The 23143-nt window shown below is 72.1% G+C and carries 20 protein-coding genes; 12 read left to right on the forward strand and 8 right to left on the reverse strand.

Annotated features, from left to right (window positions below):
* Nucleotides 1-118: 118 nt before the first annotated feature.
* Together msrA and ACFWBW_RS14470 are read right to left on the reverse strand one after the other, a co-directional pair.
* Nucleotides 119-787, reverse strand: a complete 669-nt coding sequence (gene msrA, locus ACFWBW_RS14465) for a peptide-methionine (S)-S-oxide reductase MsrA (RefSeq protein WP_385372037.1) — start codon at nt 785-787, stop codon at nt 119-121.
* 162 nt (nt 788-949) lie between these two features.
* On the reverse strand, nt 950-2056 hold the full coding sequence (locus ACFWBW_RS14470; protein WP_385372040.1) for a hypothetical protein: 1107 nt from the start codon (nt 2054-2056) through the stop codon (nt 950-952).
* Nucleotides 2057-2243: 187 nt separating this feature from the next.
* Between ACFWBW_RS14470 and ACFWBW_RS14475 the strand changes: the two genes are divergently transcribed.
* A complete protein-coding gene (locus ACFWBW_RS14475) occupies nt 2244-3401 on the forward strand; it encodes a cystathionine gamma-synthase (protein WP_266905149.1) in 1158 nt (385 codons plus the stop codon).
* A 32-nt stretch (nt 3402-3433) separates the two neighbouring features.
* Here ACFWBW_RS14475 and ACFWBW_RS14480 read toward each other — a convergent pair whose 3' ends face one another.
* The 3 genes from ACFWBW_RS14480 to ACFWBW_RS14490 form a co-directional block, all read right to left on the reverse strand.
* A complete protein-coding gene (locus tag ACFWBW_RS14480; protein WP_385372044.1) occupies nt 3434-3676 on the reverse strand; it encodes a hypothetical protein in 243 nt (80 codons plus the stop codon).
* A complete protein-coding gene (locus ACFWBW_RS14485) occupies nt 3673-4239 on the reverse strand; it encodes an RNA polymerase (protein WP_385372047.1) in 567 nt (188 codons plus the stop codon). Before ACFWBW_RS14485 ends, ACFWBW_RS14480 begins: the two co-directional genes overlap by 4 nt.
* Before the next feature lie 70 nt (nt 4240-4309).
* Nucleotides 4310-4843, reverse strand: coding sequence for a MarR family winged helix-turn-helix transcriptional regulator (locus ACFWBW_RS14490; RefSeq protein ID WP_385372313.1), 534 nt, complete (start codon nt 4841-4843; stop codon nt 4310-4312).
* A gap of 277 nt (nt 4844-5120) precedes the next feature.
* Here ACFWBW_RS14490 and ilvA point away from each other — a divergent pair, with 277 nt between their 5' ends.
* The 3 genes from ilvA to ACFWBW_RS14505 all read left to right on the forward strand — a co-directional run bounded on the left by ilvA (nt 5121) and on the right by ACFWBW_RS14505 (nt 8386).
* Nucleotides 5121-6353, forward strand: coding sequence for a threonine ammonia-lyase (gene ilvA, locus ACFWBW_RS14495; protein WP_385372050.1), 1233 nt, complete (start codon nt 5121-5123; stop codon nt 6351-6353).
* 162 nt (nt 6354-6515) lie between these two features.
* Nucleotides 6516-7538, forward strand: a complete 1023-nt coding sequence (locus ACFWBW_RS14500; protein ID WP_385372053.1) for an ATP-binding cassette domain-containing protein — start codon at nt 6516-6518, stop codon at nt 7536-7538.
* Nucleotides 7535-8386, forward strand: a complete 852-nt coding sequence (locus ACFWBW_RS14505; protein WP_385372056.1) for an ABC transporter permease — start codon at nt 7535-7537, stop codon at nt 8384-8386. The genes ACFWBW_RS14500 and ACFWBW_RS14505 overlap by 4 nt, the downstream gene beginning before the upstream one ends.
* 167 nt (nt 8387-8553) lie before the next feature.
* On the opposite strand, the gene greA is transcribed toward ACFWBW_RS14505, so the two are convergent.
* Both greA and ACFWBW_RS14515 read right to left on the reverse strand, forming a co-directional pair.
* Complete coding sequence (gene greA / locus ACFWBW_RS14510; RefSeq protein WP_327304923.1) at nt 8554-9051, reverse strand: transcription elongation factor GreA; 498 nt, start codon at nt 9049-9051, stop codon at nt 8554-8556.
* Between the two features lie 113 nt (nt 9052-9164).
* Nucleotides 9165-9578 carry a DUF4307 domain-containing protein gene (locus ACFWBW_RS14515; RefSeq protein WP_385372060.1) on the reverse strand — a complete coding sequence of 138 codons (414 nt, stop codon included), beginning with the start codon at nt 9576-9578 and terminating at the stop codon, nt 9165-9167.
* A 151-nt stretch (nt 9579-9729) separates the two neighbouring features.
* Between ACFWBW_RS14515 and ACFWBW_RS14520 the strand changes: the two genes are divergently transcribed.
* Genes ACFWBW_RS14520 through ACFWBW_RS14530 form a run of 3 tightly spaced genes read left to right on the forward strand, consistent with a single transcriptional unit; the run spans nt 9730 to nt 12115 of the window.
* Nucleotides 9730-11016, forward strand: coding sequence for an RNA-guided endonuclease InsQ/TnpB family protein (locus tag ACFWBW_RS14520; RefSeq protein WP_385372063.1), 1287 nt, complete (start codon nt 9730-9732; stop codon nt 11014-11016).
* Nucleotides 11013-11894: a mycothiol conjugate amidase Mca gene (gene mca / locus ACFWBW_RS14525; protein WP_250751581.1), complete on the forward strand. Its 882-nt coding sequence runs from the start codon at nt 11013-11015 to the stop codon at nt 11892-11894. The genes ACFWBW_RS14520 and mca overlap by 4 nt, the downstream gene beginning before the upstream one ends.
* A 2-nt stretch (nt 11895-11896) precedes the next feature.
* A complete protein-coding gene (locus ACFWBW_RS14530; RefSeq protein ID WP_385372068.1) occupies nt 11897-12115 on the forward strand; it encodes a hypothetical protein in 219 nt (72 codons plus the stop codon).
* Between the two features lie 68 nt (nt 12116-12183).
* Here ACFWBW_RS14530 and ACFWBW_RS14535 read toward each other — a convergent pair whose 3' ends face one another.
* The gene (locus ACFWBW_RS14535) at nt 12184-15582 is read right to left on the reverse strand and encodes a tetratricopeptide repeat protein (RefSeq protein ID WP_385372071.1); all 3399 of its coding nucleotides are present in this window, start codon (nt 15580-15582) and stop codon (nt 12184-12186) included.
* Nucleotides 15583-15707: 125 nt separating this feature from the next.
* Here ACFWBW_RS14535 and ACFWBW_RS14540 point away from each other — a divergent pair, with 125 nt between their 5' ends.
* The 5 genes from ACFWBW_RS14540 (at nt 15708) to ACFWBW_RS14560 (ending at nt 23132) form a co-directional block, all read left to right on the forward strand.
* A complete protein-coding gene (locus ACFWBW_RS14540) occupies nt 15708-16454 on the forward strand; it encodes a DUF4344 domain-containing metallopeptidase (protein ID WP_385372074.1) in 747 nt (248 codons plus the stop codon).
* Between the two features lie 88 nt (nt 16455-16542).
* Entirely contained in the window at nt 16543-18597 is a 2055-nt protein-coding gene (locus ACFWBW_RS14545) for a thioredoxin domain-containing protein (RefSeq protein ID WP_385372077.1), read from the forward strand.
* Between the two features lie 291 nt (nt 18598-18888).
* On the forward strand, nt 18889-20172 hold the full coding sequence (locus ACFWBW_RS14550) for a glycosyltransferase (RefSeq protein ID WP_385372080.1): 1284 nt from the start codon (nt 18889-18891) through the stop codon (nt 20170-20172).
* Nucleotides 20169-21923, forward strand: coding sequence for an ArnT family glycosyltransferase (locus ACFWBW_RS14555; protein ID WP_385372083.1), 1755 nt, complete (start codon nt 20169-20171; stop codon nt 21921-21923). Before ACFWBW_RS14550 ends, ACFWBW_RS14555 begins: the two co-directional genes overlap by 4 nt.
* A 6-nt stretch (nt 21924-21929) precedes the next feature.
* On the forward strand, nt 21930-23132 hold the full coding sequence (locus ACFWBW_RS14560) for a glycosyltransferase (protein WP_385372086.1): 1203 nt from the start codon (nt 21930-21932) through the stop codon (nt 23130-23132).
* Nucleotides 23133-23143: the final 11 nt, after the last annotated feature.

Below are 23143 nucleotides of genomic sequence, written 5' to 3' on the forward strand. Positions count from 1 at the left end.
GTGGTGGGCCTGCGGGAGCCGGGTCGGGCGGTCGTGCGCGAGCATCGGCCCGGCAGGCCGGTGGGCCTGCCGGGCCGGGTGAGCGGTGCGTGCGCGGGGTCGGGCAGCAGGGCGTCGCTCACTCCCCGGGGGCCTGGGCCACGCCGATCGGGCAGGAGACGCCCGTGCCGCCGATGCCGCAGTAGCCGCCGGGGTTCTTGTCCAGGTACTGCTGGTGGTGGGCCTCCGCGGGCCAGAAGGGGCGCTCCGAGGCCGGGAGGACGGCCGTGGTGATCGTGCCGTAGCCGGAGGCGGTCAGGACGCGCTGGTAGGCCTCGCGGGAGGCTTCGGCGGTGGCCTGCGCGGCGGGGGAGTGGGTGTAGACCGCCGAGCGGTACTGGGTGCCGACGTCGTTGCCCTGGCGGAAGCCCTGGGTGGGGTCGTGGGACTCCCAGAACAGCTTCAGCAGGGCTTCGTAGGAGACCAGGGACGGGTCGAAGACGACCCGGACCACCTCGGTGTGGCCGGTGCCGCCCGAGCAGACCTCTTCGTAGGTCGGGTTCTCGGTGAAGCCGCCCTGGTAGCCGGCCAGGGTGGTCCACACCCCCGGGGTCTGCCAGAACTTGCGTTCGGCGCCCCAGAAACAGCCGAGGCCGAAGTCCGCGACCTCCAGGTGGGCGGGGTACGGGCCCGCGAGGGGGTTGCCGAGCACGGTGTGCGCGGCGGGCAGCCCGAAGAGCGGCTCCGCGCGGCCGGTCAGGGCTTCCTCGCGGGTGGGGAGCTCGGGCGTGCGGCGGTACGAGAACATGGATTCCCTCCTAGTGGTCTACCGATAACCGCGGACGGCGGGCCGGGATTCCCGCGGCCGTCGCCGTGTGGCCGCGGCGTCGTGGGGCGACCACCGCCGGACGGAGTCCGGCGCAGCGGCCCCAAACCCATGCAGCGCTGCGAGGGGCGCGTCAGGACGGAGTCAGTGCGGCAGCGTCGCCGGGGAGCCGCCGTTGGCTTCGTACCCGGCCACCGCCAGGGCGCGGTAGACGGCGTACGAGGCCGCCGGGTCGGGGTCGGCGGACCAGGGGAGGGCGCCCACGTAGCCGTCGACGTGGCGGATCTGGTCCATCGCCTCGGCCCAGCGCTCGCCGCCGACCAGGAAGAGGATGAGCAGGTGGCGTACGTGCGCCAGCATCGGGTCGTCGGGACGCGCGCTGTGGACCGCGTACAGCGCGCCCTCCACCGCCCGGGTCACGGACGCGCTCTGGTGGAAGCTGCGGATCAGGACGACGTCCGGGACGTGCTCGTACAGGGCGAAGAGCGGGAGCGCCGCCAGCAGGGAGCCCTGCGGGGCGCGGGCCGCGGCGTGGTGGGTGAAGGCGTCGGCCTTCTCCCGGGAGCCGTGCCACTTCTCGCACCAGTAGTTCAGCGCGGCCAGGTGCGCGCCCATGTGCTGCGGCGCCCGGTCGATGATCTTCGCCCACAGGGCGTCGTACTCGGGCTCCGAGTAGTGCAGCATGCGGGCCACGGACAGCTCGACGATGTACGGGACCGGGTCGCCGGGGGCCAGCAGCGCGGCCTTCTGGCAGGACTCCCGGGCCTCCTCCGCGATGATCCGTACGTCCGCCTCGCTCATGCCCTCCGGGCGCCGCCACATCTGCTGCGCCAGCAGCTCGGCGTGCACCTGCGCACCGCCCGCGTCCTTCGGGGCCTCCAGCCGCCACGCCTTCAGCCAGCGCGCCCCGGCCCCGGGCTCCTCGGAGAGCTCCAGCGCCGCCGAACCGGCGAAGGCCTGGACGCGCTGCCAGCGCACCTCACCCTCCCGGGAGGTGCCGGCGAGCAGCTGGGAGGCGGCCTGCCACTGCCCGGTCCGCCGCACGTGGTCGAGGGCGTCCATCAGGTCCTGGTCGGGGCCGGGGATCCGGATGTCGAGCTCTTCCTGGAGGGCGAATCCGTAGTCCGCCGGGTCGGCGGCGTCCGGGCTCCCGGGCGTGACCAGGCGCAGGCCGCCGCGCCTGCGCCGCAGGAACGGTCCGACGGCGGCCAAGAGCAGGGCCATCGCGAGCAGGAACCACAGAATCTCCATCCCCCCAGCGAACCAGACCGACCCCGGGAATGGCCAATAGGAGGCAAAGGACGACCCGAAACGGTCTTCCGGCCGACGCCCTCGGAGACCACGTGCGCGAGCTCGTCCACGACCTCGTCCGCGACCCCCTCCGCGCACCCCGGAGGCGGGGCCGCGCAGCGCCCGGACGGGGCATAGCATCGGGTTCATGAGCGACGACAGCCACGAGCACCAGAGCTTCGAGACCCGTGCCATCCACGCGGGCAATACGGCGGACCCCCTGACCGGCGCGGTCGTGCCCCCGATCTACCAGGTGTCCACGTACAAGCAGGACGGCGTCGGCGGACTGCGCGGCGGCTACGAGTACAGCCGCAGCGGCAACCCGACCCGTACCGCGCTGGAGGAGAACCTCGCGGCGCTGGAGGGCGGCCGGCGCGGCCTCGCCTTCGCGTCCGGGCTCGCCGCCGAGGACTGCCTGCTGCGTACGCTGCTCTCCCCGGGCGACCACGTGGTCATCCCGAACGACGCGTACGGCGGCACCTTCCGCCTCTTCGCCAAGGTCGTCTCCCGCTGGGGCGTCGAGTGGTCGGTCGCCGACACCTCCGACCCGGCGTCGGTGCGCGCGGCGATCACCCCGAAGACCAAGGTCATCTGGGTCGAGACCCCCTCCAACCCGCTGCTCGGCATCACGGACATCGCCGTCGTCGCCGACATCGCGCGGACGGCCGGCGCCAAGCTGGTCGTGGACAACACCTTCGCGTCCCCCTACCTGCAGCAGCCCCTCGCGCTCGGCGCGGACGTGGTCGTGCACTCGCTGACCAAGTACATGGGCGGCCACTCCGACGTCGTCGGCGGCGCGCTCGTCGCCGCGGACGCGGCGCTGGGCGAGGAACTGGCCTACCACCAGAACGCCATGGGCGCGGTGGCCGGCCCCTTCGACTCCTGGCTGGTGCTGCGCGGCATCAAGACGCTGGCCGTCCGCATGGACCGGCACGCGGAGAACGCGGGCAAGATCGCCGAGATGCTGGTCCGCCACCCCAAGGTCCACACGGTCCTCTACCCGGGCCTGCCCGAGCACCCGGGCCACGAGATCGCCGCCAAGCAGATGCGCAACTTCGGCGGCATGATCTCCTTCCGCGTCACCGGAGGCGAGGAGGAGGCCGTCGCGCTCTGCGACCGGACCAAGATCTTCACGCTCGGCGAGTCCCTCGGCGGCGTCGAGTCCCTCATCGAGCACCCGGGCCGCATGACCCACGCCTCGGTGGCCGGCTCGGCCCTGGAGGTCCCGGGCGACCTGGTCCGCCTGTCGGTGGGCATCGAGAACGCCGACGACCTGCTGGCCGACCTCGCGCAGGCGCTGGGCTAGTCAGCCCGTACATCGCAACAGGTCTCCCCGTCCTACCAGGGCGGGGAGACCTCGCTCGAAGGCGCCGACCAGGCTCCGGTCAGCGAGGCCCACACCACGAAGGCCACCACGGCCGCCCACAGCAGGGCCCAGCCGGTCCGCTGCACGGCCCTGCGGCGTCGCAGCAGCCGGTCGCCGCGCGCGGCCGCGCCCGCCGCGAGATCGGGCGGAACCGCCGGGTACGGACCCTCCAGCAGCCGCTTGACCTGGGCTTCTCTGGGGTCGGGGCGGCTCATGCCGCCTCCTGGCGACGGGATGGGGGCCGGGGGCCGGGGGCGGCTCCGGGGCGGGTGCGCAGCTCGGCGACGGCCCGGTCGCACAGGGCCCTGACCCGATCGGGCGCCAGCCCCAGCTGCGCGGCCGTGACCTCCTCCGCGACCCCTTCGTAGAGCCGCAGCACCACGACGAGCCGCTCCAGCGGGCCCAGCCGCCCGAGCACCCCGCTGCCCCCGTGGTGGCGGCGGCCGGTGCGGGCGAAGGCGGCGCACAGCTCCTGGCGGGTGTAGTCGTACGGGTCGTCCCCGCGCAGCCTGCGCCAGTTCGCGTACGTACGGGCCAGCGCGCCGCCGAGCAGTCCGCGCGCGGCGGGGGCTCCGGCCGCGGCGACGGCGTCGGACGGGGCCGGGGTACCGGGCGGGGCCGGGGTACCGGGCGGGGCCGGGGCGCCGGACGGGGTCGGGGCATCGGCCGCGGCCGTCCCGGGCTCCGCCGTCAGCAGGATCGCGACGCGCAGAAGCCGCCCCGCCGCACCCGCGACGAAGGCTTCGAACTCCGCGTAGGGGCCCGGTCCGTGGTCCACACACCACATACTGCGGCCGGAGGGACCGCCTCGGAAGGGGTCTGGCGCCGCGAGGCAGACGGGAGTTCGACTAGGAGGCGGGGCCGGCCTCGGACCCGGGCTCGGAGCCGGCCGACATCAGCTCGGACAGCGAGACGTTGAAGCGGGTCAGCAGACCGGTGAACGCCTCGCGCTCGTCCTCGTTCCAGCCGTCCGTCACCCGGGCCATCAGCTCGCGCCGCGAGGAGCGGACCTCCTCCAGCCGCGCCAGCCCGCGCGGGGACAGCGCGAGCACGACGGCCCGCCCGTCCTCGGGGTGCGAGGTCCGCTTGACCAGGCCGCTGTCGACGAGCGGGGCGACCTGGCGGGTGACGGTGGAGGAGTCGATGCCCATCCCGCCGGCCAGCGCCTTGACGCCCATCGGGCCTTCCAGGTCGAGCCGGTTCAGCAGCAGGTACGCGGCCCGGTCCATGGAGTTGCGGGCCTGGCCGACCCCGCCCAGGCGGGTCTGCTCGGCGCGCCGGGCGAAGACCGCCACCTGGTGCTGGAGCGCGTCGAGGAGACCGGCTTCGGCGGGCGCGCCGGCCGGTGCGGGCAGGTCGGAACTGGCCGGGGTGGAGGGCATGGCCGTGGGCTCTCTTCGCATGGGGCCGACAAGGATGGGGGACAGAGTACGCGGCCGTGCGACGGCTCGTACTCCTCGTACAAGAACTGATACGGCAGCGGTGAAACGGCGACTACGAGCCGTCCCGCATGGCGAGATTTCGCCGCCGCGCACACCGCCGCGGACACCACCGCTGACCCGACGTGAACACCGCCGCTCACCCGCCGCGCACACCGCCGCTCACCCGTCCCGCCCAGCGCAGCGCAGCGCGCCACGGACCGGCTGCGAGACTGGCCGCATGAACTACCGCGTGCCGCAGCCCGTCCCGCAGGTCATCCTCGACGACATCCGGGGGGCCCAGAAGATGCTCTCCGGCGTCTCCCGGGTGACCGCGATGGAGGGCAGCCGGTACCTCTCCTCGCTCACCGGATCCCCGGTCCACTTCAAGTGCGAGAACCTCCAGCGCACCGGCTCCTTCAAGCTGCGCGGGGCGTACGTGCGCATCGCGGGCCTGCGCCCCGAGCAGCGGGCCGCCGGGGTCGTCGCCGCCAGCGCGGGCAACCACGCCCAGGGCGTGGCGCTGGCCTCCTCCCTCCTCGGGGTCCGCTCGACCGTGTTCATGCCGGTCGGGGCGCCCCTGCCGAAGGTGGCCGCGACCCAGGAGTACGGCGCCGAGGTGCGGATGCACGGGCAGGTCGTCGACGAGACGCTGGCCGCGGCCCAGGAGTACGCGGACCGTACGGGCGCGGTGTTCATCCACCCCTTCGACCACCGCGACATCATCGCGGGCCAGGGCACGGTCGGCCTGGAGATCCTGGAGCAGTGCCCCGAGGTCCGCACGATCCTCGTCGGCATCGGCGGCGGCGGGCTCGCCGCAGGGGTGGCGGTCGCGGTGAAGGCGCTGCGCCCCGACGTCCGGGTGATCGGAGTCCAGGCGGCGGGCGCGGCCGCGTACCCGCCCTCGCTGAAGGTCGGGCACCCGGTGTCCATCGAGAACCCGAACACGATGGCGGACGGCATCAAGGTGGGCCGGCCCGGCGACATCCCCTTCAAAATCATTGGCGAGCTGCTGGACGACGTCCGTACGGTGTCCGAAGACGCGCTCTCCAGCGCGCTGTTGCTCTGCCTGGAGCGGGCGAAGATGGTGGTCGAGCCGGCCGGGTGCAGCCCGGTGGCCGCGCTGCTGAGCGAGCCCGAACTGTACGGCGACGGCCCGGTGGTGGCCGTGCTGTCCGGCGGCAACGTCGACCCGCTGCTCCTGCAGCGGATCCTGCGCCACGGCATGGCCGCCGCCGGCCGCTACCTGTCGCTGCGGCTGCGGGTGACCGACCGGCCGGGGGCACTGGCCGGTCTGCTGGGGGAGTTGTCAGTGGTGGATGCGAACGTGTTGGACGTGAGCCACGTGCGGACGGATCCGCGCCTGGGGCTCACGGAGGTGGAGGTGGAGCTGCACCTGGAGACGAAGGGGCCGAAGCACTGCGCGGAAGTCGCGCGGGCGCTGCACGGCGCGGGGTACAAGGTCATGGGCTAGCAAGCCCACCCCTCGGGGCGACACTCCCCGATCCGGTGGCGAGACGCGATATGACGCGATAGGTTGTCGCCCGTTCGGCCGAGCGAGGTCGGCTCGGCGCCCATAGGATTCGCGTAGGAATGTCACGATTCAACCGGTTCGATTCGCACTGGGAGCACCCATATGCCAGGCGCCATCTACGCCGAAGGTCTGGTCAAGACCTTCGGTGACGTAAGGGCTCTGGACGGCGTTGACCTCGATGTACCCGAAGGCACGGTCCTCGGTCTGCTCGGCCCGAACGGCGCGGGCAAGACCACGACCGTACGCGTCCTGACCACCCTCCTCCAGCCCGACAGCGGCAAGGCGGTCGTGGCCGGGATCGACGTCCTCAAACACCCCAACGAAGTCCGGCGCTCGATCGGCCTCTCCGGCCAGTTCGCCGCCGTCGACGAATACCTCACCGGCCGGGAAAACCTCCAAATGGTCGGCCAGCTCTACCAGATGGGCGCCAAGGCGGCCAAGGCCCGGGCCGCCGAACTGCTGGAGCGCTTCAACCTCGGCGACGCCGCCGACCGCACCGCCAAGACCTACTCCGGCGGCATGCGCAGGCGACTCGACCTCGCCGCGGCCCTCGTCGTCAGTCCGCCCGTGATGTTCATGGACGAGCCCACCACCGGTCTTGACCCACGCAACCGCCAGGCGCTGTGGGGCATCATCCAGGAGCTCGTCGCGGGCGGCACCACCCTGCTGCTCACCACGCAGTACCTGGAGGAGGCCGACCACCTCGCGCACGACATCTGCGTGGTCGACCACGGCCGGGTCATCGCGCGCGGCACCTCCGACCAGCTCAAGGCCCAGACGGGCGGCGAGCGCGTCGAGGTCGTCGTGCACGAGCGCGAGCACATAACGGACGCCCGCGAGGTGCTCGCCGGCTTCGGCAAGGGCGAGACCACCGTCGAGGAGCACACCCGCAAACTGACCGTGCCGGTCTCCGGCGGAGCCAAGCTGCTCGCCGAGGTCATCCGCGAACTCGACGGGCGCGGCATCGAGATCGACGACATCGGCCTGCGCCGTCCCACCCTGGACGACGTGTTCATCTCCCTGACCGGCCACGCGGCGGAGCGAGACGCCGAGGAGAACGGAGAGGCCCCCGACGACGCGAAGTCCAAGGGCGGCCGCAAGGACCGCAAGGAGGCGGCGAAGTGACCCTCACCTCCACGACCCCGGAGCTGGCGGCGACCCGCCCGCGCGGCGGCATCGTCCAGGGGATCAACGACTCCCTGGTGATGGCGAAGCGGAACCTGATCCGCATGTCCCGCATCCCCGAGATGGTCATCTTCGGGCTGATCCAGCCGATCATGTTCGTCGTGCTGTTCAGCTACGTCTTCGGCGGCTCGATGATGATCGGCGGCTCGACCAGCGCGAGCGACTACCGGAACTTCCTGATGGCCGGCATCTTCGCGCAGACCGTCACCTTCGCCACCGCCGGAGCCGGCGCGGGCATCGCCGACGACATGCACAAGGGCCTGATCGACCGCTTCCGGTCGCTGCCGATGGCCCGCGGCGCGGTCCTCACCGGCCGCACCCTGGCCGACCTCGTGCAGACCGCCCTGACCATGGTCGTCCTGGCGATCGTGGCGCTCCTCGTGGGCTGGCGCATCCACGAGGGCGTACCGAAGGCGATCGCGGGCTTCCTCCTGCTCCTGCTCCTGGGCTACGCCTTCTCCTGGATCGGCGCCCTGATCGGCCTGTCGGTGCGGACCCCGGAGGCGGCCACCTCGGGCGGCCTGATCTGGCTCTTCCCGGTCACCTTCATCTCCAACGCCTTCGTGCCCACCGAGAACATGGCGGGCTGGCTCCAGCCCATCGCGGAGTGGAACCCGTTCAGCGCGACCGTGCAGGCCTGCCGCGAACTCTTCGGCAACCCGGGTGTGTCGCCGTCGGACGCCTGGCCGATGCAGCACCCGGTGTGGGCCTCGCTGCTCTGGTCCGTCGTGATCATCGTGGTCTTCCGCACCCTGGCCGTGCGCAAGTACCGCTCGGCGACGGCGTAGGCACCGCAGGCACCGCAGGCACCGCAGGCACCGCAGGCACCGCAGGCACCGCAGGCACCGCAGGCACCGCAGGTATCGCAGGCACGCAGGGGTCACCTCGCCCCGGAAACACCTCGCCCCGCCGGGCAGCAGCCCGGCGGGGCGAGGTGTTCAAAGAGAGGGGGTGATCAGCCGGTGAAGGGCTTGACGTCGAGGATCTTGACCGAGGCCTGCTTGCCGTTCGGCAGCTCGTACTGGGCGTCCTCGCCGATCTTCTTGCCCAGTACGCCGAGGCCCAGCGGGGACTGCGGGGAGTAGGTCTCGAAGTCCGAGGACGCGTACTCGCGCGAGGCCAGCAGGAACTCCATGGTGTCGCTCTCGTCACCGTCGAAGGCGATCTTGACCAGGGTGCCGGGGGCCACCTCGCCGTCGGAGGCGGGGGCGGTGCCGACCTTGGCCTTCTCCAGCAGCTGAGTGAGCTGGCGGATGCGGAGCTCCTGCTTGCCCTGCTCCTCCTTGGCCGCGTGGTAACCGCCGTTCTCACGGAGGTCACCCTCCTCGCGGGCGGCCGCGATCTTGATCGTGATCTCCGACCGTGCGGGACCAGAGAGGTACTCCAGCTCGGCCTTCAGCTGGTCGTACGCCGCCTGGGTCAGCCAGGTGACGCTCTCGCTCGTCTGGGTCACGGGTGCTCCTCGTCGGTACAGGGACAACAAAGCCGCCAGCGGCGGACGAAACCACGAGCCTAACAATTCGGGAAGAAAAGGGGGAGGACGCCAGGTGTGTGAACTGCGTCAGGTCAGCCCGCGGAACCGGCCACGCGGCAGCCGACCAGCTCGATCATCGTGGCGCGGTTGGTGGTCTTCAGCGTGACCATCTCGTCCACGCGCCCGCTCTTCTGCGCGAAGGTGAAATCGGCCCGGCCCACCTCGCCGTGCCCCTCGTCCTGGGAGCTCAGCGTGCACACTCCGGTCTCGGAGGCTTCCTTGCGCACCTCGAGGTGCACCTCGACCGCGGTGTCGGAGACGACCTTGAACTTGATGACCTCGGCGCTCACGCGCTGCCCGGCCACGTAGTCCCAGCCGATCCAGCCGACCACACCCAGCAGCCCGACCCCGAGGACCGAACCGATGATCTTGAGCTTGCGGTCCGCGCGTTCGTCCGCCGACCGGCCGTAGCGGCCCTCGGGCAGCTCTTCGCGCACCGCGCTCATCGATCGTTCCCTTCGAGGTGGGCGAACCATGGAAATCCCAGCCCGGGGAGGGCGGTCCCGCCATCGTAGACGCGGAGTACCTCGGTTCTCTTCGCACCCGCTGTGATCTGCGCTTTCCGGCATTGTCAGCGGGCTCGGTTAGGTTGATCGCATGACGGCAGGACAGGAGACGGAGGTGGCCGGGCTTGCTCGGTTCACCTACCGGCTTCGCGTGTCTTCCACCGCGCTCGCCGGGTTGTCGGGCGAGTGGGCGCGGTGCCGGTGGCTCTGGAACGAATGCTGTGCCCGGTCGCAGAAGGCCCGGGCCGAGAATGAGGAGTGCGGTCCGGCCCGGCTGGACAAGATGCTGACCGAAGCCCGCAACCGCAACACCTGGTTGGGTGACGGCAGCAGCGTTCCGCAGCAGCAGTTGGTGCGGGACTTCGGGAAGTCCCGTGCCAAAGCCTTGGAGGACATCAAGGCCCGGTTGCCGATGCGGCAGCGGGCGGGAATGCCCAAGTACAAGAAGAAGGCCAAGGCCGATCCGAGCCTGAACTACACCCGGCGCGGTTTTCGGATCAAGGACGGCCGCCTGCACCTGGCGGGCGGCATCAGCCTCACCGTGGTGTGGTCCCGCTTACTTCCGGCGGCCCCGTCGAGCGTGCGGATCTACCGCGACACCCTCGGGCACTGGTACGCGTCCTTCGTAGTCCCCGCCGAAGCCCAGCCGCTCCCGGGAACGGGCGCGGTGATCGGCATCGACTGGGGCGTGAAGGAGACCGCGACCACCACCAGCGACTCCCATGACCTCCCGCACGCCGAGCACGGCAAGAAGGCCGCTGACAGGCTCGCGCGCTATCAGCGGATGATGGCCCGCCGGAAACCGGCGAAGGGCAGGCGCGGGTCGAGGGGCTACCGGGCGGCAAGGAAGCTGACGGCGAAGCTCTATAAGCAGGTGGCCCGGCAACGCCAGGACGGCGCCCGGAAGTGGGCCAAGATGGTCGTCCGCGACCACGACGCCCTTGCTGTGGAGGACTTCCGCCCGAAGTTCCTCGCCAAGTCCGCCATGGCACGTAAAGCGGCCGACGCCGCGGTCTCCACCACTAAGCGTGAGCTGATCAACATGGCTCGCAAGCACGGGCGTATCGTGCACGTGGTCCATCCCGCGCACACCACGATGGATTGCGCGCAGTGCGGAGCGAGAACCAAGCACGCACTGCCTCTCTCGGAACGAACCTACACCTGCACCGTGTGCGGAGCGGTGTCCCCCAGGGACAAGAACTCCGCCCGCGTCATGCTGGTCCGGGCTGGTCTCAACCCGGCTGGTGCTGATCGTGTAAGAGCTGAGGGGCCGCAGGCCCACAGCCAACGTGAGCCAGGAATCCCCGGCCCTCAGGATCGGGGAGGATTCAATATAGAAGGCGCCCGCCTGAACGACTCAAAGAGGATCCTGTCTTGACCGAGCAGCTTCGACTGATGGCCGTCCACGCCCACCCCGACGACGAGTCGAGCAAGGGCGCGGCCACCATGGCCAAGTACGTGTCCGAGGGGGTGTCCGTGCTGGTCGTGACCTGCACCGGCGGCGAGCGCGGCTCCGTCCTCAATCCCAAGCTCCAGGGCGACAAGTACATCGAGGAGCACATCCACGAGGTCCGCGCCAAGGAGATGGACGAGGCGCGCGAGATCCTCGGCGTCGACCAGGAGTGGCTGGGATACGTCGACTCCGGGCTCCCCGAGGGCGACCCGCTGCCCCCGCTGCCCGAGGGCTGCTTCGCCCTGGCGGACGTCGACGAGGCGGCCGGCCGCCTGGTGAAGAAGATCCGCGCCTTCCGGCCGCAGGCCGTCACCACGTACGACGAGAACGGGGGCTACCCGCACCCCGACCACATCATGACCCACAAGATCACGATGGTGGCCTTCGATCACGCGGCCGACACCGAGAAGTACCCCGAGGCCGAGTTCGGCCCGGCGTACCAGCCGCAGAAGCTCTACTACAACCAGGGCTTCAACAAGCCGCGCACCATCGCCCTGCACGAGGCGCTGCTCGCCCGCGGCCTGGAATCCCCGTACGGCGAGTGGCTGGAGCGGTGGAAGGAGTTCGAGCGCAAGGAGCGGACCCTGACCACCCACGTGCCCTGCGCCGACTTCTTCGAGATCCGTGACAAGGCGCTCATCGCCCACGCCACGCAGATCGACCCCGACGGCGGCTGGTTCCGCGTCCCGATGGAGATCCAGAAGGAGGTCTGGCCGACGGAGGAGTACGAGCTCGCGAAGTCCCTCGTGGACACTTCCCTCCCCGAGTCCGACCTCTTCGCGGGCATCCGGGAGAATGCGTAGCTATGAGCGCTACGCACGAAGCAATCGTCCAGCTCCTCCCCCTGGCCGGCGACACCTTCGACAAGAACAAGGTGACCCCGGGCCTCCTCGGATTCGTCGTGTTCGCGGCCCTCGCCCTCGGGGTGTGGGGCCTGATGAAGTCGATGAGCCGCCACATGGGCCGCGTCGACTTCAAGGAAGCACCGGAGCCCGCCCCGACGGAGGGCACGCGCACCCCGTAGGGGCCGCCCAGGTGTGGTGACCGCCGCCCGGCCCTCCTTCGCGGCCCGGCGGCGGGTCTCCGCGCGCCCTACACCGAGGGCAGTGTCACCGGGACGCCCATGATCTCCCGCGAATGCAGGTTCGGTACGAGCGACAGCCGCCACGCCTGCCAGCCCTCCGCCGGGTCCACCCCGCGTCCCAGGATCACCGTGTAGGACTCCAGGCAGTCCTCCAGCCGCCCGTCCCGCATCGGGTGCGGGGCCGCCGCCAGCCGCGCCAGCTCCGTCCGCGCCTCGTCCGGGGCCGCCGGGAGCGCGTACGGCAGGAGCGTGCAGCGCAGGAAGCGCGCCCAGTCCTCCCCGCGCCGGTCCCCGTACGAGATGAACAGCCGCACCGCCTCCTCGCACAGGTCCAGCGCCTGCCCGGTCCGCCCGTTGCCCGCGTCCACCACCGCCAGCTCCAGGCAGGTCCAGGCCTCCCCGTGGGCCAGCCCGATCCGCCGGAAGTCCGCCCGCGCGTCCACCAGCAGCTGCCGGGCGAAGCCGGAGTTCTTCAGGTTCCCCGTCTGCGCCGCCCGCTGGTCGCGCGTGACCCGGCCCGAGTGGTGGCGGGCGTGCGCCAGCCCGTACACGTCCCGCATCCGGGAGAACATCGTGCGGGCCCGCTCCAGCTCCCGCACCGCCCGGTCCCGCTCCCCGGCCTCCTCCAGCGCCTGGCCCAGGTAGTACAGCGTCCACGCCTCGCCGCGCGCGTCCTCCGCCTCCCGGTGCCGGGCCAGCGCGTCCCGCAGCCGGTCCAGCGCCGGCCCCGGATCCCCGTCGACCACCCGGGCCCGGCCCAGCTGGGTCAGCGCCCACGCCTGGCCGCGGTCGTCGCGCGTGCGCCCGTACAGCTCCAGCGCCAGGCGCAGCTCCGCTTCCGCGCGCGGCACCTCGCCCAGGCGCAGGTACACCTGGCCGAGCTGCAGGTGCGCCCAGGCCTCGCCGTGCACGCTCTCGCTCTCGCGGTGCAGTCCCAGGGACTCGCGCAGCAGCCGCAGCGCCTCCGCGAGGTGCGCGCGGTCGCGCTCCACCGCGCCGAGCGCGTGCAGGCCCCACGCCCGGTCGCCCGCCAGCTCGTCCGGGGCCTGGAGCACCAGCGCCTCGCGGATGCGGGCCGAGGCCTCGGGGAGGTTGCCCTGGTGGTGCAGGGTGATGCCCAGCGAGACCAGGGCCATGCCCGCGCCGGCCTCCTGCCGGGCCTCCTTGTACTGGTCGACCAGCGAGGTCAGGGTGGTGCGGGACTTGTCCAGCTCGCCGAGCTGGCGGGCCGCGATGCCCGTACGCCACTGCACCGAGCGGACCAGCAGGCCCTGGTCGACGGCCTGCGTCAGCTCGTTGATCTCACCGAGCCGGTACAGGTCGCCGCGCAGCAGACAGAAGTCGCAGAGCGCGCCCAGCAGGTCCAGTACGGCCTGCTGGTCCACGCCCTCCGAGTGCCGCAGCGCCGCCGTGATGAAGCTCGACTCGTCGTCCAGCCAGCGCAGGGCCGCGTCCAGGGAGACGAACCCGTGCCCGCCGACCGTGCTCGCCTTGGACAGGGCGTTCGCCCGCGTGGACATCTTCCCGTCGACCATCCGGATCACCGAGTCGGCGAGCTGCGCGTACGTACGGATCAGCCGCTCGTGCGCTGCCGCGGCGTCGGCCCGGTCCTCGTCCTGGGCGAGGCGCGCGGCCGCGTACGCGCGCACCGCGTCGTGCATCCGGAACCGGTCCCCGCGTACGTGGTCCAGCAGCCCCGCCCGCGCCAGCTCGCGCAGCAGCCGCCCGGCCTCCGCCTGGTCCGCGTCGATCAGCGCCGCGGCGGCCGCCGCCCCCAGCGAGGCCCGGCCCGCCAGCGTCAGGCGGCGCAGCAGCCGGCGCCGCTCCTCGGGCAGGGCCGCGTAGGCCAGGTCCAGGGCTGCTTCCAGGGAGCCGCCGGACTCCGGGGACTCCCCGACACCCCCCAGCGGGGCCAGCACGCGCAGCGCCAGCGGCAGGCCGGCGCCGAGCGCGAGCAGCGCGCGTACGGTCTCCTCCGGGTACGGGGCCGCGGGCGCGGCCACGCCTGTGCCTGTGCCTGTGCCTGCGCCGGCGCCTGCTCCTGTGCCGGCGGGCGGCTCCGCCCCTGCGACGCCCACCTTCGCGTCTCCCGCCGCTGCGGCACCCGTAGCCCCGGCACCCGTAGCCCCGGCACCCGCGCCCGACAGGTCCGCGCCGCCCGCCGGAGCCGCGCCCACCGCCCGGAGCAGCTCCGCACCGGCCTCCTCCGCCAGCCGGGTCACCGGCAGCTGGTACACCCAGGCCGCCAGGTCCGCGGGCAGCTCCAGCGGCTCCCGGGCCGTGACCAGGACCAGGCTCTCGGAGCGCTCGGGCACGAGCATCCGTACCTGCGCGGCGTCCACGGCATCGTCCAGGACCACCGCCACCGGGGTCCCCTGCACATGCTGGTGGTACAACTCGCCGAGCCTGCGCACCTGTTGATCCGCCGACGAGCCCTCGCGGAACAGCAGCTGCTCACGGGGCGCGCCGAGCCGGTTCATCAGGTGCAGCAGCGCCTCGCGGGTCGGCAGCGGACTCTCGGAGGCTCCGCCGCCGCGCAGGTCGACCACGCAGGCGCCCCGGAACTGGTCCCGCAGCGCCTGCGCCGCGTGCAGTGCGAGCGTGGTGCGGCCCACCCCGGGCTCGCCGTGCAGCACCACGACCACCGGCCGGGTCTCGGTGCTCGCCCGGGCGCTGTGCACCCATTGGGCGATCCGGGCCAGCTCGGCCCGCCGCCCGATGAACGCACCTTCCAGTGCGGGGAGTTGACCGAAAGACTGCTCCAGCATGGCCCGCCGGCGGGCCTCGGCGCTGCGATTGGCGCCGCGGAGCTGGAGGGCGGAGCCGCCGTTGCCGCCGCTCCCGTTCACCTTGTGCGGGGCGTGCGAAGCCGCCGCCACCTTGCGCTGCTGCTCGAGGAAGGGGCGGATCCCGCGCACCTCCAGCGCCGACAGCCACTGCAGCTTGAGCTGCTCCGCGCCGCCGGGCCGGCCCGCCTCCCCGGCACGCCGGTTCGCCGCGGGCAGGTGCAGGGCGGTCACCTTGACCACGGTCGCCGTCGCCCCGGCCACGCCCACCACGGCGCCGGTGGTCAGCGAGGTGCCGACCGCCACGCTGAAGGCCAGGTCGGCCACGATCGCGGCGGCGGCCGCGACCCCCGTGACCAGCAACGCCGTAGAGGTGTTCGCCCGCCGGAAGGCCTCACCGAGCGACTCGTCCCCGGCCGCCGCCTCGTCCAGGGCGCGGGTGTACGCCTCGTACTCGGTGGCCGCACTCGCCGCGAGCGCGTCCAGAGCCTGCTTGCCGCGCGCCAGCAGCGCCGCCTTGGCCTCGGGAGTGCCCGCCGCCCCGCCCGCTCCCCGCCGGGACTCCTCCTCCACGGCCCGCCCCAGCAGCCGCTCGGCCTCACCGCGATGACTGTCCCGCATCGGCAATCCCCCTCAGAGAGCTCCGGCACCGTGCCACAAGTGTCCTTCGGGACGGTCGTAAGCGCGAGGGAATCTGAGCTAGTTCAGAGGGAGTTGGCGCGCAAGCGGTCGCTTATGGTGTGCCGATGACCAGACGTTGGGGGACTCCGGTACTGAGCGCGACGGCAACGGCCCTGCTCCTGGTGGCGACCGGCTGCGGGCTCCTGCCGCCGGAACCGGTGCCCACCCGCGGCTTCTGGCTCCACTACGAAAAGCCCGCGTCGGCCGACAAGGACGGCGCCCGGTTCCTCCGCAACTGGCAGCTCGCCGAGTTCACCCTCGCCGACCTCAACGCCTACGTCGACCTCCCCCACCTGGTCACCGTCCTCGCCAAGTCCTGCCACGGCGAAGGCACCGGCTACGACCCGGACACCCACACCATCGAGCTCTGCTACGACGACCTGACCGAGCAGCGCGAACACTTCGACGACGAGGACCTCTCGGAACTCGTCCGGGAGACGATCCACCACGAGGCGGGCCACGCCCTCATCGACGCCCTGGACCTCCCGGACGAGGGAGCCCGCGCCGAGGAGGACGCCGCCGACCGCTTCGCGCAGGTGGCCCTCCTGACCCGCGACCCCGAAGGCGACGAAACCCTCCTGATGGCCGCCCGCGCCTACGACCTGTCGGCCGCCGACGACCCCACCCCCGACCCCGCGGACGAACACGCCCCGGACGCCACCCGCGCCGAATCCCACCGCTGCGCGGTCCAAGGAGCCTTCCCGACCCGCCACACATCCCTGGCGACCCCGGAGCGCACCGACTGCCCCACCACGTGGACCCACACCCGCGACACCTGGACCCGTGACCTGGCCCCGCTGCTGCGGCACTGACCTGCGCGTCACCCGATCGTCGGCCCGAACCGGCGGACCGATGGCCCGGTCATGAGTCGGACCCCGGGTGGTGCGGCAGGATGGCCCCATGCCGAACCGCCTCGCGAACGAGACCTCGCCGTACCTGCTCCAGCACGCCGACAACCCCGTCGACTGGTGGCCCTGGTCCCCGGAGGCCTTCGCGGAGGCGCGGGAGCGCGGGGTGCCGGTGATGCTCAGCGTCGGATATTCGAGCTGCCATTGGTGTCATGTCATGGCCAACGAATCCTTCGAGGACGAGCTGACGGCCGTCTATCTCAACGAACACTTCGTCAACGTCAAGGTCGACCGCGAAGAGCGGCCCGACATCGACGCCGTCTACATGGAGGCCGTGCAGGCCGCCACCGGGCAGGGCGGGTGGCCCATGACCGTGTTCCTCACCCCCGACGCCGAGCCCTTCTACTTCGGGACCTACTTCCCGCCCGAGCCCCGGCACGGGATGCCCTCCTTCATGCAGGTGCTCGAAGGCGTGCGCACCGCGTGGGTCGGGCGGCCCGAGGAGGTGGCGGAGGTCGCGCAGCGGATCGTACGGGACCTCTCGGGGCGCCGGCTCGACTACGGGAAGGCCGGCACCCCGGGGCCCGAGGAGCTCGCGAAGGCGCTGCTCGGGCTGGTGCGGGAGTACGACTCCACGCGCGGGGGGTTCGGCGGGGCGCCGAAGTTCCCGCCGTCCATGGTGCTGGAGTTCCTGCTGCGCCACCACGCCCGGGCCGGGTCCGAGGGGGCGCTGGAGATGGCGGCCGACACGTGTGAGGCCATGGCGCGGGGCGGGATCTACGACCAGCTCGGCGGCGGGTTCGCGCGGTACTCCGTGGACCGGGACTGGGTCGTGCCGCACTTCGAGAAGATGCTCTACGATAACGCGCTGCTCTGCCGGGTCTACGCCCACCTGTGGCGCACCACCGGGGACGATCTCGCGCGCCGGGTCGCGCTGGAGACCGCCGACTTCATGGTCCGCGAACTGCGCACCCAGGAGGGCGGCTTCGCCTCCGCGCTGGATGCCGACAGTGAGGACCCGGAGACCGGGAAGCACGTGGAGGGCGTCTACTACGCCTGGACTCCGGCCCAGTTGCGCGAGGTGCTGGGGGAGGAGGACGGGGAGCTGGCCGCCGCCTGTTTCGGGGTGACCGAGGAGGGGACCTTCGAGCACGGGATGTCCGTGCTCCAACTGCCCGCGCAGGGGCCGGACATCGGTGACGAGCGGCTCGCGGGCTTCAAGGAAAGGCTGCTCGCCGCGCGGCAGGCGCGACCCGCGCCCGGCCGGGACGACAAGATCGTCGCCGCGTGGAACGGGCTGGCGATCGCGGCCCTCGCCGAGTGCGGGGCCTTCTTCGACCGGCCCGATCTGGTCGAGCGGGCCACGGAGGCCGCCGATCTGCTCGTACGGGTGCACATGGACGGGATGGCCCGGCTCGCGCGGACCAGCAAGGACGGGCGCGTCGGGGTCAATGCCGGGGTGCTGGAGGACTACGGGGATGTCGCCGAGGGGTTCCTGGCGCTGGGGGCCGTCACCGGGGAAGGGGTCTGGCTGGAGTTCGCCGGGTTCCTCGTGGACCTGGTGCTGGACCGGTTCACCGCCGAGGACGGCTCGCTCTACGACACCGCGCACGACGCGGAGCGGCTGATCAGGCGGCCGCAGGACCCGACCGACACCGCGGCCCCCTCCGGCTGGACCGCCGCCGCCGGCGCCCTGCTCTCGTACGCCGCGCACACCGGCTCGCAGGCGCACCGTACGGCGGCCGAGCGGGCGCTCGCCGTGGTGCACGCGCTCGGGCCGCGCGCTCCGCGCTTCATCGGGCACGGGCTGGCGGTCGCCGAGGCACTGGTCGACGGGCCGCGCGAGGTCGCCGTGGTCGGCCACCCGGAGGATCCGGCGCGGGCCGAGCTGCACCGGGTCGCGTTGCTGGGGACGGCCCCCGGGGCGGTCGTGGCGACGGGTATGCCGGGGGCGGCGGACGGCAGTGGCGGGGAGTTCCCCCTTCTGGCCGAGCGCACGCTCATGCACGACCTCCCCACGGCGTATGTGTGTCGACATTTCGTCTGCGCGCGGCCTACGACCGATCCGGTCGAGCTGGCGGAGCAGTTGGGGACGGTTCGCCCCTGAAAGTGCTGGAGTAGCGTCAATTCCGCTTGTTTGAAGGTCACTTCGGCAACGCGGTTTTTATCTGGAAAGCGCCTACACGTCATGTTCGGTGCCTAGTCTCGTGACTTCGGAGTCACCGATCGGTCACTGACAGCGCCCTCGGGCGCAGGGGAAGCGCGCACCGGGGGTTGCGCACGCGGGGGGAATGGGGGACGGGGCGAGGGCGGCGGGCTGGGGAGCCTGCCGCGCGTCCGTCCCCGGGGGGTCTGGGGAATCGCCGCCTGCGGTTGCGGCATGTCTGTGGGGGACGCTTTGTTCATATCCGTGTTCATTTGTGTCGTTTCGCTCGCACTCTTCTGGATGGCGGCGTTCACGCTCTGGTGGCAGATGCACGCCTGGCGGACGCCCGAGACGCTCGCCTCGACCCGTTTCGACCGCCCCGACGGCGGCGGCCGGCTGGCCTTCTCCCTGCTCCTGCCCGCCCGCCACGAGCAGGCGGTCCTGGAGCACACCATCGAGCGGCTCCTGGAATCGAGCCACCGCGACTACGAGATCATCGTGATCGTCGGCCACGACGACCCCGGGACGGCGGAAGTGGCCGAACGCGCGGCCGCCCGCGCGCCCGGTCTCGTACGCGTCATCACCGACCACCACGAGGTCAAGAACAAGCCGAAGGCCCTCAACACGGCCCTCCCGCACTGCCGGGGCGACATCGTCGGCGTCTTCGACGCCGAGGACCAGGTCCATCCCGAGCTGCTGTCCCACGTGGACCACGCCTTCCGCGCCACCGGCGCCGACGTGGTCCAGGGCGGGGTCCAGCTCATCAACTTCCACTCCAGCTGGTACAGCCTGCGCAACTGCCTGGAGTACTTCTTCTGGTTCCGCTCCCGGCTGCACCTGCACGCGGAGAAGGGGTTCATCCCGCTCGGCGGCAACACCGTCTTCGTGCGCACCGAAGTCCTGCGCGAGGCCGGCGGCTGGGACCCGAACTGCCTCGCCGAGGACTGTGACCTGGGCGTACGGCTGTCCTCCGTCGGCAAGAAGGTGGTCGTCGCCTACGACTCCGACATGGTGACCCGCGAGGAGACCCCGGGGTCCCTGGTCAGCCTGCTCAAACAGCGCACCCGCTGGAACCAGGGCTTCCTCCAGGTCTACCGCAAGAAGGACTGGCAGCAGCTGCCCGGCCGCGGCCAGCGCTGGCTGGCCCGCTACACGCTGATGACCCCGTTCATGCAGGCCACCTCCGGGGTCGTCATCCCGGTGAACTTCGCCGTCGCCGTCTTCCTCGACGTGCCCGTCGGCGTCGCGATCGTCACCTTCCTGCCGATGATCACCGCGATGGTGACCTTCGTCTTCGAAGTGGTCGGCCTGCACGACTTCGGCCGCCAGTACGGGCTGCGGGTGCGCTTCACGCACTACGTCAAGCTCGTGGTCGGCGGCCCGTTCTACCAGGTGATGCTGGCCGGCGCCGCGATCCGCGCGGTCTGGCGCGAGCAGCGCGGACGCAACGAGTGGGAGCTCACCAGCCACACCGGAGCCCACCTCGCGCCCACCGGCACCTCGAGCACCCTGACCCGAGAGGACAGCCCCCAGTGACCACCACTCTGCCCACGGCCACTGATCCCCAGCCCGGTGCTGCCACCACGACCGACACCACGACCGACGCCTCCACCGACGCCTCCACCGACGCCTCCACCGGGACCGCTCTCGTCCCGCGCCGGCGCTCCGGCGGACTCGGGGTCCGCCCGCCCGCGCCCGCCCGGCCGCTCGTCCGGTTCCGCTCCTCGCGCCCCGACCTGCTGCTGTGCGGGGTCCTGCTGCTCGCGATCCTGCTCGTGCAGGGCTGGAACATCACCAACTTCCCGACGCTCAGCGACGACGAGGGCACCTACCTCGCGCAGGCCTGGGCCGTCCAGCAGGGCAAGGGGCTGGCCCACTACACCTACTGGTACGACCACCCCCCGCTCGGCTGGATCCAGATAGCGGGCCTGACGTACCTGCCGTCCCTGTTCGTGCCCGACTCGATGACCGTCGCGCCGATGCGGTTCTCGATGCTCGCGGTCTCCGCCGCCAGCGCGGTCCTGCTGTACGTGCTCGCGCGCCGGCTCTGGCTGCCGCGCTGGGCGGCGGGTCTCGCCATGGGCCTGTTCGGGCTCTCCCCGCTCTCCGTCGTGCTCCAGCGGGAGATCTTCCTCGACAACATCGCCGTGATGTGGATGCTGCTGGCCTTCTGTCTCGCCGCGTCCCCCAGCCGCCACCTGTGGCACCACTTCGCCTCCGGACTGGCGGCCGCCACCGCCGTGCTGACCAAGGAGACGATGCTGGTGGTGCTCCCGGCGCTGCTGGTGACGATGTGGCGCCACAGCCACCGCGACACCCGCAAGTTCGCCGTCACCGGAGCGGTCACCGCCTGCGTGCTCATCGGGGTGACGTATCCCCTGTACGCGCTGCTCAACGCCGAGCTGATGCCCGGCTCCGGTCACGTCTCCCTCATCGGCGGGATCGTCTACCAGATGGGCCGGGCCGGTTCCGGCTTCATCCTCGACCCCGGCTCCGGCTCGCACGGGGTCTTCGAGTCCTGGCTCTACTACGACACCGTGCTGCCGCTCGGCGGCCTGGCCGGCGCCGTCCTGCTGCTCGTCACCATCCGCTGGTCGGTCACGGCGCGCGCGCTCGCGGGCCCGGCGCTGGCCGTGGTCATCCTCGGCCTGGTCGCCCTGCGGCCCTCGGGCTACCTCCCGGCGATGTACGTGATCCAGGCGCTGCCGTTCCTGGCGCTGGTCCTCGCCGGGGGCGCGGCCAGCGTCACCCACGCCGTGCTGCGCCGCCGCCGCGCGCCGGGGGAGCGGCGCGCCCTGGCCTACGGGCGGTGGGCGCTGATCGGCGTCCTGGCCGCCTCGGCCCTCGTGTACCTCGCCCCGCGCTGGTACGACGGCAACCGGACGGCGCTCACGGTCGACGCGAACGCCCCGTACCGGCAGGCCGCGGCCTGGCTCGGGCGCGAGGTGAGCGACCCCGCCACGACCCGGGTGCTGGTCGACGACGCGCTGTGGCTTGACGCCGTCCACCACGGGTTCGACCCGGGGCTCGGGGCCATCTGGTTCTACAAGGCCGACCTGGACCCGGCGGTCACCAAGACCCTGCCGGGCGGCTGGCGGGACATCGACTACGTGGTCTCCTCGCCCACCGTCCGGCGCGACGCGGCCCAACTGCCCAATGTGAAGGCCGCTTTGGAGAATTCGACGCCGGTCGCCGTCTTCGGCGAGGGCGAGGACCGCATCGAGATCCGGCGCACCGGCACCACGGCCAGCGCCGCCCCCACGGCCCGCACCGTCAACGGGAGTTGATCCGGCATGAGTGAAGACCTGTGGGTCCCGCACGCACCGCACGAGCCGCACGCGCCGCATGCCCCGCACCTGCCGGAGGCCGTCGTCCCGGCGCCCGCCCCGGGCAGTGTCACCCTCATCATCCCGACCTTCAACGAGGAGGGAAACGTAGCGGAGTTGCTGCGCAGGCTGGCCGCCGCGCTGCCCGCGCACCTGCCCTGCTCGGTGCTGTTCGTGGACGACTCCACGGACGACACCCCGGCCGCCATCGAGAAGGCGGCCCTGGAGTGCGCCTTCCCGGTGGCGGTCCTGCACCGCGAGACCCCCGCCGGAGGGCTCGGCGGGGCGGTCGTGGAGGGGATCGCGCGGGCGGACACGGACTGGATCGTCGTCATGGACGCCGACCTCCAGCACCCGCCCCACCTGGTTCCCGAGCTCGTCGGGGAGGGGGAGCGCACCGGCGCCGACCTGGTCGTGGCCTCCCGGTACATCGCCGGGGGCAGCCGGGCCGGGCTCGCCGGGAGCTACCGGATCGCCGTTTCGCGCGGAGCGACCTGGCTGACCAAGGGGCTCTTCCCGCGGGCCCTGCACGGGATCAGCGATCCGATGAGCGGGTTCTTCGCGATGCGCCGCTCGGCCGTCACCCAGGAGGCGCTGAAGCCGCTGGGCTACAAGATCCTGCTGGAGCTGGCCGTGCGCTGCCGGCCGGCGCGGGTCGCGGAGGTGCCCTTCGTCTTCCAGGAGCGCTTCTCGGGGGAGTCCAAGTCCACCGCCCGCGAGGGCCTGCGCTTCCTGACCCACCTGGCCTCGCTTCGGTCCGCGACCCCGCTGGCCCGCATGATCGGCTTCGGGCTCGTCGGGCTCTCCGGCTTCGTCCCGAACCTGGCCGCGCTGTGGATGCTCACGCACACCGGGATGAACTACCTGCTCGCCGAGGTGGTGGCGAACCAGGCCGGGGTGCTGTGGAACTTCCTCCTCATCGAGACCCTGCTGTTCCGCGACCGGCGGCGCCACCGCCGCTGGGCCGACCGGTTCGGGCGCTTCACGCTGCTGGCCAACGCCGATCTGCTGCTGCGGATACCGCTGATCGCGGTGTTCGTCGGCACGTGGGGCTTCGGCGTCATGTCCGCGACGGCGCTCGCGCTGGTCGTCACCTTCGTCCTGCGCTTCGCGGCGACGGAGGCACTCGTCTACCTCCCGCGCAAGGCGGGCTCCACCCGCACGAGCTGAGTCACACGAGC

Source organism: Streptomyces sp. NPDC059957 (assembly GCF_042730015.1).
In the GTDB taxonomy this organism is placed as follows: domain Bacteria; phylum Actinomycetota; class Actinomycetes; order Streptomycetales; family Streptomycetaceae; genus Streptomyces.